Origin of the sequence: Ruegeria arenilitoris (genome assembly GCF_013032855.1) — a bacterium.
GTDB lineage: Bacteria > Pseudomonadota > Alphaproteobacteria > Rhodobacterales > Rhodobacteraceae > Ruegeria > Ruegeria arenilitoris.
In genome coordinates this window covers 206345-219933 of the sequence record NZ_WQDA01000001.1, presented here as the reverse complement: position 1 = coordinate 219933, position 13589 = coordinate 206345, and the positions used below count along the sequence as shown (strand labels likewise).

The window sequence follows — 13589 nt, the reverse complement described above, 5'->3', positions numbered from 1 at the left end:
ACGCAGTAGTAAGTGCCTTTCCGTTTATGTGTGGCGACCGCCTTGGGAGCAGAAGAGAACATGCCGACCGAATTCCTGGAGCTTGGACCAAAAGCAGCCAGCGCAACCATCCTGTTTGCACACGGCGCCGGTGCGCCGATGGACTCACCTGCAATGACGGCAATCGCGAATGCATTGGCCGAACAGGGTCTTAGAGTGGTCCGGTTTGAGTTCTCCTACATGGCTACCCGCCGAACTGAAGGCACCAGGAAGCCCCCGCCACGCGCCGAAAAACTGAACTCGGAGTACTTGGCCGCAATCGAAGCGCTGCAAGTCGAAGGCCCACTGATCATCGGCGGGAAGTCCATGGGCGGGCGGGTTGCCAGTATGATTGCGGATGAGCTGTTTGACGCGGATCGCATCGCTGGTTTGCTCTGTGTAGGCTACCCATTTCACCCAATCGGAAAGCCTGAGAAGCTTCGCACTGAGCACCTTAAGCACCTGCGAACCCCAACACTGATCTGTCAGGGAACGCGCGACCAGTTTGGCTCAAAGGATGAAGTCAGCGCGTATGCGCTATCGTCAGGAATCCAGCTGAACTGGTTTGAAGACGGCGATCACGATCTAAAGCCACGCAAGCGCGTCTCTGGCTTCACACATGCCGATCACATCACTTCCATGGGCACAGCGGTTTCAGAATGGGTGGAAGGTCTTGTTGGTTAGCAAGCCCTTGGTGCGCCGGGTTTGCCTAGTTTGCAGGGTTTGGTTGGCCGCCTGCGGTGCAGCCTGCATTTAGGGTAGGCGTCTGGGCAAAGCGTATCCTGTTCTGAAGTTGCATTCGGTGGCCGAAGGATCTGACCCAGACTCGACTCAGGATGGACCGCCCTGGTACTATATGTGCCGTGGAATCATCGACTGACCCCAAACTGTAGCCTGAAAAGGGCGGGCTGCAGCCCGGGAAAGGAGGTGAAAGCTTATGGCTAAATCCACACGAAAGATCGGACGTAGCGCGATCACTGGACGCTTTACTTCGGTCTCCACGGCTCGACGCAAGCCAAACACGCATGTCGTCGAAACCGTGAAAAAGACGAAAGCTCGTAAGAGCAAGTAAGCTTCAGGGCGGTTCATTCTTGATCGGGTGGGCCGCCCTGTTTTCATATATTGCCACTTTGGCCTAAAAGATTCAATGTTTCTTTTCAGTGACTTAGGAGAAGTGAAAAGTTGGATTCTTTCAAGGGCTTAGCGCCAGAAGGATCGGTATAGAGACTTAAGAAAAATGGACCCAAGGGGGCTGCACTCCTATTTCTCGCGGCCTCCCAAACTTTGAAAGATCGTGTTGATTTCCGACTCCAAGTGCTGACCACGATAAACAAACGAAGTCTCATGGCGCGCGTACTTGCCGTGTCGGTCTGCGCTAAGCCAGTTGTACGATCCAATCGCCAACAGATCGTCGTCAACGGCTACGATCTTGCTGTGCAACCGAGGCACTTCGTGGAGACGCACGCCAATCTTAGTGAGCGTGTCTTTGGCCAACGACATTTGGGTTTGACCATCGCTCGCCACATTGGCGTTCAGAAGGGGATCTGAGAATACATCTACGCTCGCACCCCGACTTATCGCCCTCTCAAAGGCAGTCAGAAAGCCGACGTTCTCCATGGTGCGCGCGATGATCCAGGGGCTTACTATCGAATATCGGCGCCCATTGCCTGCGAGAGCATCGATGAGGAAAGCATCGTGCTCAGCAGCATCGCGAAGCATCTGGAGCTCGCCACTATCATCCTGCAGATCGCTCCTGGGCTCCGTCTCGAACTCAAGTGCATTGTCCGTTGAGCTGAATAGGAAATCACCAAGCATTGAACGAGGTGATCCCGGAGCAGCGGTAGTCAGAACGTCCATGTCACCGAAAACAAGGCAACTGTCTTTGGCACGGGATACGGTAACATTGAGCATGCTGGCCGAGGCGTCGATGAAGTTTCCATCCGCGTGTTTCGAATAGACCGGCGAGAAGATCACCACCGGCCTCTCTGCGCCCTGAAGTGAATGGACCGTGCCGATCGTCATGCCGTCGCGCAAGTCAACTGAGATACCTCGGCTCGCACACGCCGTTCTAATTTCACGCACCTGTCGGCCAAACGGCGTCACAACGCCAACGATTTGCTCGAGACGCGCCCGATATCGACTCTCCAACTCCGATCTGTTGGCATCCAGCCATGCAGCAATCGTCCGAGCCTCCAACAGATTTGCACGACTACTTCCAAGGCGAATTGCCCGCCCATCGACATGCAAGTATCCCAATCCTGGTAGCTTAGCGTCAGCAGGGACTGGGCCTCGAAGTGGACGCAGTTTCCCTTTGTAGCAAAGTGCGTTGCTGTACCCGATGATCTCGTCAAAGCAGCGACGGTGTTCGAATAGATACAGCCCCTTCTCAAGTTCAGCATACGGTGAGACGCGGCAGGCTTCTTGTGCAACGCGCATGGCGCTTCCGGTCGTGGTGCAAAAACCTCTTTCCGACAACGCATTCCAATCGTCATCGTTTTGCAGGAGGCCAACCTCTCGCAGGTTCCCGATATCAACTGGTTTCGGCACAGATGAGATGGGCTCAATCTGCTGGGTGTCGCCAATCACGAGAGCTCGCTTCGCCAGAGAAAAGCTCGCACCGGCAACTTCCGGCAAGACTTGTCCGGCCTCATCCACAATCAATAGATCAATGAAGTCGTACAGGTACTGTTTCGCCCATTTGCCCCCAGTCTTGCGACTATATGTCAGTTTTCCCGGCAAACTAGCGAACGTGGCAACGGCGCAAGGCGTTAGCATCATGCGTCTTTGCCAGCGCGGAACAAGCGTCGCCTTGCCCGTCTTGTTTGATGAACCTGTGATGCCCGCGAGGTCTTCCTCCATGGCGAGCAACCAACGTCCTTCCCAAAAGTGGGTCGCTAGCAGAAAGAGTTTGAAGCGAACGCTGAGATCAGCGGCGCTCTCCAGGTCTTCCACTGTATCGGCAACAGCACATTTCGCGCGATCCCATTGGTTCTCAGCGTCCTCCAGCGAGGAACGAAGACGACGAGCCTTTTCTAGGTCCTGTTCAGCCTGCTTCGCCAACAGCTCGACAGAGTGAAGGCTTTCAGCGACATGAGTTTCCACATCTGTAACGCTGTGGAATCCATCGGCGTCCGGCAGGAACTCCTGGATTGCCTGTCTGGCCGACAGTACCCGTTTCCTCTTGATGGCTGGCAGAAAACCAAAAAGTGCTGAGAATGTAGACTCCGCCGCGAGGTGCGTTTCCAGGGCGGTTTTTGCGGCCTTAACCCGTTCGCGGTTCTGCTGCGCTTCGCCAGCCGCCTTAGTTAGCCCCTCCTCCGCTTCAGTAGGGTTCTCGCCGAGGGTTGCCTTTACCGCATCTTGAGCCTTTGCCAAGGTTTTAGAGGCCTGATCAAGTTCGGAGAGCTTCTTCGCCTCTTTTGCCATTTCACTCTGAATGGCATCGACTACTAACTCTACGCGAGCTTCTGATAGAGCAGGAAAAGCGACCTGCGCGGCTTGAAGGTATTCCTCCTTGGCCCGTGAGAAGTACTCAATGCTCTCGCATGCGGTCTGGAAGTCCTCTGTTTGGTATTTCTTCGCTGCTTCCAACTTACGAGAGTGCGACGGAAGGAAGATTCCGAAACTCCCGATATCGGGGATCCATCGCCCGGCGAAAGGTCCTTCTCCCTTGGCGAAGTCTTTCCCAAAAGCATCGATGATGTTTGTGACTGCCTGGTTGTTGGTGGATGCGGCAACGATGATTGGCGGATTCTCACCCTTGAGCGCAGCTTTGATCCAAAGGCTTGCCACCGCCGATAGCAGCATTGTCGTCTTACCCGTACCCGGCGGGCCGTTCACCGCGATGACTTCTCCAGAAGACGACACATCAAGGTAAGCCAAGACCTGGCGCTGATGCTCCGACAAAGGGAAGTGTGGATTGGAGTGGCCTAAGCGGCGACTGAACTCATGCTCCACTTTCGAGTCCGGAGGCATGGTCGTGTTGCGAGGCACAGTGACTTGTCTCAGAAGAGGAGCGTCTGGCTTTTCACTCAGCAACTTGTCGTAGAGATCCACAATATTGCGGATCGTGGCACTGGCATCTTCGGCTAATTCGAGGAAACCGAAGCCCATTGACTGGTAGTCTTCGTCACCATTCGGCCAGCCCTCTGCGACAGCATCAACCATTTTGCGACAATGACCCAAGTATTCCTGCCAAGCGCCCTCTACGATCATGTCCGGCAAGGGTGTCTCGGTCAGAAAATCATCGAGATCGTCGACGCTACCGATTGAGAATTCACCTGACGGAAGAGGTGACAGGACGTCTCTTGCTAGAGCGTTACGCAACGGTGTGATCTGCCCGTCGCGCTCGACTGTTGCTTCGGTTACGACTGGCGCGACGATCTCAGGTAGGCCATCGACACGCGCTGCCCCGTGAGAAGACTTTCGAGCCATGACGAGCGGCCAAAATCGTACGGCAACACTCTTCGCTGACTTCTGCCCACTAAATACTCTATCGAGCATTGCGTCTGGGAGTTTCCCTGAACGGACCGTCTCCCCGGATACCTCGATGAACCGTTTCCGGTCTCTTTGGGTGAACTTACCGTCTCCTAGCGCACTATCGGCCAGAGAAACGCGCCAATACTCGAGGATCTTCTCAACATCTTTGTCCATAATTTACTTTGTCGCCAAGGCTCTGAGCAGATGGGTCTTTTTGGGAAGTCGAACCAGCGGCGCAGGTGAGCCGAAGATTCGAACGTTTGGTCTGATTTGAAACCTTAGCGCATTGTTTTGCAAAGATTATGGCGCAGGACCGGCGTAGCGGGGCTGAAAAGGCCACTGGTTGGGCTTTGCCGCCAAGCAATCCGTTCTGAACTCTACCCTTGGATGCGAGAGAGTGCGGACCGGGTGAGCGCCTGCCGGTTGTAGCCTGAAGAGCCGTGCATGGGGTGGGGTGGCGAGACGGTTGGAAGTGTCCAGGGGCGGTGGAGCCTAACTTAACATAATGGACCTTAGGCGCCACAATTCGAGCCAATGCTAGCCTTGGAAAGCCGACCGTGCGTCATTGCCCGGATGGGTGAGCGTCAGAACCCTATAACGCTTCATTGCGAGCACGGTGATAACAATCGGCGGCTTGTCGGTCTAGTTCCGAACGATCAATTCGGAACTCCTCCAACAACGCATCACACTGTTCCAAACTGCCGCTGCGATCGAAGAGACGAACGAGAACCTTATTGCAGATCGCCAACCAAAGGGCGGACTTGATTATAAGGGGGTGTCGCGGCTTAGATTCGAACGCTGCTCTTCGGATTTCTAGTGATTCCGTGAGCAGATCTTTGGCCGTTCGTCCCTTGTATTTGGTTTGTACAAACCCGCCCTGGGTTAGCGCCATTCCCAATCCCTGCAAACCAAAGGCAACGTCGGGATCATCATGTTCAGACACGCTGGACTTTGTACTAAGTGATGCTCCGAACAAGCGTACGGCCGCAGGGTAGTTTTCCTGAAGCAACCTTACATACGCAATGTTGAATAGCCTCAAACCCACTGTCCTTGACCTCTTGCCTTGGCTCTTGAGATCGAGGCGTAGGGCCTGGAGATGACGCTTCCGCGCTTTCGCAAGTGTTTCCTTCTTTTTCTCTTTGGAATCCTTCTCGGCCACGTGGCCCAGAACCACACCGTGAATTGACAACCATTTGGCTCGGCGCTCATCGGGGTAGTTGGTCTTTTGTAAAGCAATTTCGGCTGCGCGTGCCGCATAAGGTTCTGCTTCTTGTGGGCCCAACTCACGCCAAACTTGGATCGCAAGGTCGTTAACCGAACCAGCAATCTCGAGGTCGTCAGCAGGCAATCGCCGCTCGCGAGAGTTCAAGACCCGTCGGGCATACTCAAGCGCCATAGTGTATTCGCCCTGAGCATCGAGGTACCTGCACGACTGCTTAAGCAGTATCTCAAGTGGCTCAATTTCACCGCAGTATTCGGCCAATGAAACGACGTGGCCCTCGAGCGCACTGCAGCTTGCCCAGTTTTCTTGAAACTCAGGGTTCCTCGAGTGCGAGGGATAAGCCGCTGCAACAATCGCTGCTGCGTCATAGGCCAGTCTTTCTATGCTCTCACCTAGGCTCGATCGCACGACCAGTTGAGTGAGACGGTGGACGGAATATGACTCGTCCGCTCTCCTCACAACAAGTGACGTGCTTTCTAGTTCGGAGAAGGCCTGTTCGATGCTTGAGAGATTACTGAGCAAATCGATTGTGGTTTTGGATACGGCGCCCAAAGCGGACAGGTAAGCCTCGTCACGTTCCAATCCTGGCGCCAACTCCTCTGGGAGGCGTGTAAGCGTAGATACTGCCACGCCCTCAGGCGATAAGAAACTTAGAAGCCTTAGCAGGTGGCGAGCGGGCTCTGAAAGCCTATCGACCGATAGCATTGTGGTTCCAAAAACCGAGTCAGGATAGTCGAGCAACTCGCGAGGTTTTTTGCGTATCATTTTTTCCAAGCGAGTAAGATAGTCGGTTAGACTTGTACTTGGGCTGTTCTTTAACCATGCGCCCGCCGCAACGATAGCAAGGGGCAAACCACCGAGAGCGCTGATCAGCTGCTCGGCTTCATCGAGTTCCCAGCTTCTTTTTGATTCTTGGATTAGTAGCCTCAGCGCGTCTGGTGCGCTCAGAAGATCAGCTTCCAGTGTGTGAAAACGCTCAGGCCAAGCAGAAGTACGGCTTGTGACCAGTAAGCTCAACGGACCGTGATCGGGAAACAGGTGACGCAGATGCTCAATGCTCTCTGCGTTGTCAAAAACAAGAACCCAAGGATCCTCTTGCTGGCTGAGCTTAACCAGCGTCGCTTTGGCAATATCGAGACGTTTCGATGATTCCTGTTCAACGTCGAGAATGACCGCCAGTTCGCACAATCCGTCGATAACACTCTCGCGGTATTGAGCCGCTATCCACCAGACACCAAAATAGTAGTGGCCATAAACCTCGAGATAGTAGCGAGCGATGGCCGTCTTTCCGATTCCGCCCTGACCTTTGAGGACAGCGGAAGGAACAACCGCTGCGGCTCTGTGCTGTAGTAGCGTTCGATGTAACGCTTCGACATTGGGTTTGCGGCCGATGATATTTCGGTCAGACTTAACACCCGGTGATTGTACGATCGGCCATCTGAGCTTGGACCCCCGACGAAGCCGCTCGACTTGCTCAACAGGAATCTCTAGTGCCGCGCAGTAGAGGCTGATTGTGTCGGCTGTCGGCTCATTGCGGCCGCTCTCTACATCCGATACCCGGCTCGCTTTTGTTTCATCATTATAGACTAGCCGAGCCACGTCCTTGAGGCGAAGGCCGTTCCGCAGCCTCACTCCTCGTACCAAGTCCCCGAACCTTGCTTGAAACGAAAGTGGATCGACCGCGGGTTTGCTCCCGAACTTTCCCGAACGACCTCCCATCCTTCACTCCCTAAAACCGCGAATGCCGACGCGGTGTCGGCACCGTCCGGACGGCACAACCTCAAAGGAATGTGCCATGAAACATAAGAAAAACGAAGTAGGTTGGCTTTTACGACTGACCTACGCCATCATAGCGGTTGTGTACGCCCTCTGGTGGCTTGAAGTTATAGGCGAGGAAATCGCGAAGCCGGTTTTGTCCGTCTGCCATGGGCTTCTCGCAATACTGAAGAAGTGACACAACTGGCGGGGCGCAGATCAGATGACGCTTCCCTGTGCCCCGCGGCACGCCACTTGGCTCGTGCAGGCTCCATCAACCGTAAGCGCGACTTTTGAGAGTTTCGAAGACACAACAATCGCTGGCAGGTGTAACCTGCGAATTCTAGTAGGGGATTAGTAGGGAATGTACGTCAAACGTTCTCTACTTCAGTCCGACGTCGTCCAAGAGCCCCATTCAAAATAGTGATTTAATCGTAATGAGTTATGCGGCTTCAGACGGTCTTGTCCGTCCACGTCCAACATGCGGACGGCAAAATTCGTAATGATGGGGTCGGGGGTTCGAGTCCCTTCAGCGGCACCATAGCTTCTCGGAACAAACTTCGGTGGCTTGCCGCCGGTTTTCCCGTCTGTTGCTTCGGTTCCTCAATTTATCTGCCGTACAACCTTTCCAGAAGTTTGGGTTGCTCATGCGCGTGGCGGCCCTAACTCGACGGAAATGACGCAGTCAAACGAACGCTCCCACAGCCGACTGATCTTGGTGCTGGGCGACCAACTGAGCCTAAATTTGAGTGCCTTGAGCCAGGCGGAGAAGGCGCGCGACACGGTTTTGATGGCCGAAGTCGCGGACGAGGCGGGATATGTTCCGCATCACAAAAAGAAGATCGCTTTTGTCTTTTCGGCGATGCGCCATTTCGCACAAGAACTCGGTGCGGCGGGGTGGCAGGTTCGCTATGTCAGGCTGGATGACCCTGACAATACCGGCTCCATCACAGGCGAGATCGCGCGGGCCACCGCGGATCTGTCTATTGAGAGCGTTCGGGTGACCGAGCCCGGCGAGTACCGGCTGAAAACCGCCTTTCTGGAATGGGCGGACCAAAGCCAAACCGATCTACATATGCTGGAAGATGACCGGTTTGTCGCCACGCATGAGGAGTTCCGCAAATGGGCGGACGGACGCAAGCAGTTGCGGATGGAGTATTTCTATCGCGAGATGCGGCGCAAAACGGGGCTGTTGATGAACGGCGACCAACCCGAAGGCGGGCGCTGGAACTTTGATGCGGAAAACCGCAAGCCCGCCACTGCCGATCTGTTTATGCCCCGACCGCCCCGATCCGACCCGGATGACATCACCACCGAGGTTCTGAGCCTTGTCGAAACCCAGTTTGGCGACAACTTCGGACAACTGCGCCCGTTCTGGTTCGCAGTGACCCGCGCCGGCGCGCTCGAGGCGCTGGACCACTTCGTGGAACACGCTCTGCCTCTGTTCGGGGACCATCAGGACGCAATGCTACAGGCAGAACCGTTCCTCTATCACTCGGTCCTGTCGCATTACCTGAACACGGGTCTGTTGGGGCCGATGGAGATCTGCCGACAGGTCGAGCGTGCCTATTATGAAGGCCGCGCGCCTTTGAATGCGGTCGAGGGCTTTATCCGTCAGATCATCGGCTGGCGAGAATATGTTCGGGGCCTCTATTGGCTGAACATGCCCGGGTACACGGAGAGCAACCACTTCGGGGCAACCCGCCCGCTGCCGGATTTCTATTGGACGGCCAAAACGGAAATGGCCTGCATGGCGGCCGCAATCGGGCAGACGCGCGACCACGCCTATGCCCACCATATCCAGCGCCTGATGGTGACTGGCAATTTCGCGATGCTGGCCGGGGTCGATCCGCACGAAGTACACGAGTGGTATCTGGCGGTTTACGCCGATGCGTATGAATGGGTCGAGGCCCCCAACGTGATCGGAATGAGCCAATTCGCCGATGGCGGATTGCTTGGGTCAAAACCCTACGCAGCAAGCGGAAACTACATCAACAAGATGTCGGATCACTGTTCGCATTGCCGCTATGACGTGAAACGCAAGTTCGGTGCGAATGCCTGCCCTTTCAATCCATTGTATTGGGATTTCCTAGCACGCAACGCCGACAAGCTGCGTGGCAATCCCAGATTGGGCCATGCCTACCGAACCTGGGACCGGATGGACCCCGAAAAACAGGCCCAATACCGCGACAGCGCGCGCGAGATACTCGAGAGCCTCTAGCGTTGGCCGGTCGAAGATGATCGGGCTCGGCGGCAACGCTGCGAGCAGTGGCGGACCTCGTCCCAGACCTTGGCCCATTTTCGCCGCCAGGTGAAAGGGCGCCCGCATGTGGCGCAGGTTTTCGTCGGAAGATCCGACTTTTTCCGCATCCGCATCTAGTCCCCCAGATCCAATGACAATTGCGCCGGGTTGCGGGTGACCGCACGGCTGTTTCCTTTCCGCAAACGCCCCTTGCGGCTGCCATGCCGGGCCAAGACTTTCGCAGCCTCGTCCCGGAATCCTTCCCCGCGCCGCACCGCCCAGATCCGATCCCGGGCGAACCGGGCCGCCGCGACGTGATCGACGATGGGCATCGGGTAGCGTTTGCCCAGCACGGCACCTGCGTTCTCGGCCTTCCACGGCTCTTGCAGATGGCGATCCGGGATATCCGCCAATTCCGGCAACCAACGGCGGGTAAAAGTCCCGGTCGGGTCCTGATCATGGCCCTGCTTCACCGGGTTGTAGATCCGCAGCGCGTTGATACCCGTGGTGCCGGCCTGCATCTGCACCTGGCTCCAGTGGATGCCCGGTTCGTAATCGGTGAACAGGCGGGCGAGAACCTCACCGGGCGCGCGCCAGTCAAGCCACAGGTGATAGCTGGCCGTCGCCATCACCATCGCGCGCATTCGAAAGTTGAGCCACCCCGTTGCCCGCAAGTACCGCATGCATGCGTCAACAAATGGCAGGCCGGTCTCACCGCTGGCCCAGGCCTCCAGCCGATGCGAATCCGGGGCCGAGGGGCGGATCCCGTCATAGGCGCGATGCACGTTCTGGAACTCGATCCGGGGGTCATCCTCCAGTTTCTGGATAAAATGGCAGTGCCAATGCAGCCGGCCTTCGAACGAGGACATCGCCCCCCGCCACTGTCTGTCGGAGGTGTGGCTCAACGCTTTTTGCCGCGCCCATGTGGCCTGCATCACCTCGCGCATCGACAGCGTTCCCCATGCCAGATGCGGGGACAGGCGCGAACACGCGTGTTCCCCCAGCTTAGGTGAGGACATCGCGCTGCGATAGGTCCGGCCGCGCGTGCTCAGGAATGTGGTCAACCGGTCCGACGCCGCCGTGTGGCCGCCCGACTGGCGCCGTGGACATGGGTCCGGGCGCAATCCCAGTTCCCTGTTGGACGGGATCCCACCCGGGTCCATCGGGATGGGCCGCAATATGGGTGCGGGCGTGATCGGTTCGCTCATGAAGCGATCCCACTCTTTGGCCCAGCCATCGCGCGACGCCAGACGGCGGCGAACCCCGTGATTGCGCGGTTGGTGCCAGGGAATGCCCCGGGTTTGGCACCAGGACGCCACGCGTTTGTCCCGCTGAAAGGTCCAGTCGTTTCCCGTTTCTTCATGCGACCACAGGGCCGTGAGGTCGAAACTCTGTGCAAGATCGTCCAGGACCGACAGCATCTCGCCCGTCCGTACGATCAGGGGCTGGCCCAATTCCGCAAGCTGACTGCGCAGCTCGACCAGGGTTTCGCGGATGAACGCCCATTGGCGAGCGGACATGTCGGGTTGACGCCAAAGATCGGGTTCAACCACGTAAAGCGGCACCAGCGCCCCCCGCTGTGCCGCATGAGCCAGGGCACGATTGTCCTGCACCCTGAGATCCCGCTTGAACCAAACGATCTGCAAAACCGTTCTCCGAACCAAATCTGGGCAATAGCTAGTCTGGTCCGGCCAGCCCTCAACCGGGTTCAATGCGCCCCGGCAGGGCCGGGACGCAAAAACCGCGCGGAACCGGTTCTGTCATGGCCCGGTGCGACCGAAGCCTGTCGGGAAATGGGCAGGCCAGTTCACAAAGCGCTGCCTTGACGGGCGCTTTTTCGGTTGCAATGATCAAAACATGGGCGCTTTGAAAACTATTTCCGTTTCAGCACTATGCACTTTCTCATCCATCGGATTGCTTCATGCTGAAACCGACATGGTCAAATCGTTTGCCAGCTGCGCCGGGCGTTTTTCGGCCGAGATGGAGCATGCCTGGCTTCTGAACGACCCCAAGGCGCAGGACTATGAGTTGCTTCGCGGCGGTTTCGTGTCCTTGCTTGAGGCGACCGTGACGGCAGAGGAGGCCGAACTGGTCCTGAGCCACCGGGTGAACTCAAAACACGCCCATGCGCGCTTGCTCCATACGGCGACCTTTGGCTCGGACATCACGGCGGCCAGCGCCGCGCGGCAGACGGCCAGCGACCTTCTGGATCAGTGCAGTCTGCTGATACTGGGCGGCGTCTGAGACCACCCTTCGCTGCAGCGCCGCATTTTTGGGCGAACCATGCGGCACCGCCGCAAATTTGGGCAACACGCTGAATCAATCCAAAAACTCGCGCCACCGGACTCTGAGCCCCGGCAAAAGCTGACCTAGCAATGTGGTGCGCCGAAAGACGGCTTGGAAAATGTGCGAAGGTGCCCGGCCTAGGAACCTGATGACGCCCTCGCACACCGCAATTAAGCGTGGGGGGTATATGGGATGTTTCGGCGTTCCGGACAAGCCTGCTGCGCATCGCACAAAAGGAAACGCTGATGCACTCCAAACTACTCAACACTACTGCTGCTGTATTGTTCGCAACCGCCCTGCCCGCGCTGGCCGATTGCCCGATCAAAGTGGGCGTTCTGCACTCATTGTCCGGTACGATGGCCATCTCCGAGACCACGCTCAAAGACACGATGGAGATGCTGGTCGAACAGCAGAACGAAGCTGGTGGCCTGCTGGGCTGCGAGCTGGAAGCCGTAGTTGTCGACCCCGCCTCGGACTGGCCACTGTTTGCCGAGAAAGCGCGCGAACTGCTCACCGTTCATGAAGTTGACGTGATCTTTGGCAACTGGACATCGGTCTCCCGCAAATCCGTGTTGCCGGTCATCGAAGAGCTCAACGGTTTGCTGTTCTATCCGGTTCAGTACGAAGGCGAAGAAAGCTCGAAGAACGTCTTCTACACCGGTGCCGCACCGAACCAGCAGGCGATCCCGGCAACGGACTACTTCCTTGAGGAACTGGGGGTCGAGAAATTCGCCCTTTTGGGCACCGACTACGTGTATCCGCGCACGACGAACAACATCCTCGAAAGCTATCTGAAGCAGAAAGGCATCGCCGAAGAGGACATCTTCGTGAACTACACGCCCTTTGGCCATTCCGACTGGTCCAAGATCGTGGCGGATGTCGTTGCGCTGGGCGCGGACGGCAAGAAAGTCGGCGTCATCTCGACCATCAACGGCGACGCGAATGTGGGCTTCTACAAGGAACTGGCCGCCGCAGGTATCTCGGCCGATGACATCCCAGTAGTTGCCTTCTCGGTCGGCGAGGAAGAATTGGCCGGCCTGGACACGACCAACCTTGTCGGACATCTGGCCGCGTGGAACTACTTCCAGTCGGCAGAGAGCGAAGCGAACGAGGCCTGGGTTGCCGCCTGGAAAGCCCGCATGGGCGAAGATCGGGTGACCAACGATCCGATGGAAGCGCATTACATCGGCTTCAACATGTGGGTGAACGCCGCAACTGAGGCGGGCTCGACGGATGTCGATGCCGTGCGCGCAGCCATGTACGGCCAGGAATTCCCGAACCTGACGGGCGGCACGGCCGTCATGCTGCCGAACCACCACCTCGCCAAGCCGGTTCTGATCGGCGAAATCCAGGAAGACGGTCAGTTCGACATCATCAGCCAGACCGAAGAGGTTCCGGGCGATGCCTGGACGGACTACCTGCCCGAATCCGCGGTTCTGGTCTCGGATTGGAAAGAGCTGGGTTGCGGTATGTACAACACCGAAACGAAAAGCTGCGTACAGATCAAATCGAACTACTAAGATCTGAACCGGAACACCTCGGGGCGCATCACATGTGCCCCGGGACCCAATGCCGAGGTCTCCCCAA

General features: G+C 57.0%; 9 protein-coding genes. 5 read left to right on the top strand and 4 right to left on the bottom strand.

The window, feature by feature from the left end; genetic code table 11:
• The first annotated feature begins 60 nt into the window (after nt 1–60).
• The gene (locus GOW72_RS01015; protein WP_170364495.1) at nt 61–702 is read left to right on the top strand and encodes an alpha/beta family hydrolase; all 642 of its coding nucleotides are present in this window, start codon (nt 61–63) and stop codon (nt 700–702) included.
• A gap of 576 nt (nt 703–1278) precedes the next feature.
• Here GOW72_RS01015 and GOW72_RS01010 read toward each other — a convergent pair.
• Together GOW72_RS01010 and GOW72_RS01005 are read right to left on the bottom strand one after the other, a co-directional pair.
• The gene (locus GOW72_RS01010; protein WP_170364493.1) at nt 1279–4671 is read right to left on the bottom strand and encodes an AAA domain-containing protein; all 3393 of its coding nucleotides are present in this window, start codon (nt 4669–4671) and stop codon (nt 1279–1281) included.
• A gap of 418 nt (nt 4672–5089) precedes the next feature.
• Nucleotides 5090–7351 carry an ATP-binding protein gene (locus tag GOW72_RS01005; RefSeq protein ID WP_170364491.1) on the bottom strand — a complete coding sequence of 754 codons (2262 nt, stop codon included), beginning with the start codon at nt 7349–7351 and terminating at the stop codon, nt 5090–5092.
• Between the two features lie 163 nt (nt 7352–7514).
• On the opposite strand from GOW72_RS01005, the gene GOW72_RS01000 reads away from it, so the two are divergent.
• Nucleotides 7515–7673 (top strand): hypothetical protein, encoded by a 159-nt coding sequence (locus GOW72_RS01000; protein ID WP_170364489.1) that lies wholly within the window; start codon nt 7515–7517, stop codon nt 7671–7673.
• Nucleotides 7674–8150: 477 nt separating this feature from the next.
• Entirely contained in the window at nt 8151–9695 is a 1545-nt protein-coding gene (locus GOW72_RS00995) for a cryptochrome/photolyase family protein (protein WP_170364486.1), read from the top strand.
• On the opposite strand, the gene GOW72_RS00990 is transcribed toward GOW72_RS00995, so the two are convergent.
• Both GOW72_RS00990 and GOW72_RS00985 read right to left on the bottom strand, forming a co-directional pair.
• On the bottom strand, nt 9692–9844 hold the full coding sequence (locus GOW72_RS00990) for a DUF2256 domain-containing protein (RefSeq protein WP_217353607.1): 153 nt from the start codon (nt 9842–9844) through the stop codon (nt 9692–9694). The genes GOW72_RS00995 and GOW72_RS00990 overlap by 4 nt on opposite strands.
• A gap of 6 nt (nt 9845–9850) precedes the next feature.
• Entirely contained in the window at nt 9851–11362 is a 1512-nt protein-coding gene (locus GOW72_RS00985; RefSeq protein WP_170364484.1) for an FAD-binding domain-containing protein, read from the bottom strand.
• A 289-nt stretch (nt 11363–11651) separates the two neighbouring features.
• On the opposite strand from GOW72_RS00985, the gene GOW72_RS00980 reads away from it, so the two are divergent.
• Together GOW72_RS00980 and urtA are read left to right on the top strand one after the other, a co-directional pair.
• A complete protein-coding gene (locus GOW72_RS00980) occupies nt 11652–11960 on the top strand; it encodes a hypothetical protein (RefSeq protein WP_170364481.1) in 309 nt (102 codons plus the stop codon).
• A gap of 287 nt (nt 11961–12247) precedes the next feature.
• Nucleotides 12248–13522 (top strand): urea ABC transporter substrate-binding protein, encoded by a 1275-nt coding sequence (gene urtA, locus GOW72_RS00975; protein ID WP_093964383.1) that lies wholly within the window; start codon nt 12248–12250, stop codon nt 13520–13522.
• The last annotated feature ends 67 nt before the right edge of the window (nt 13523–13589 follow it).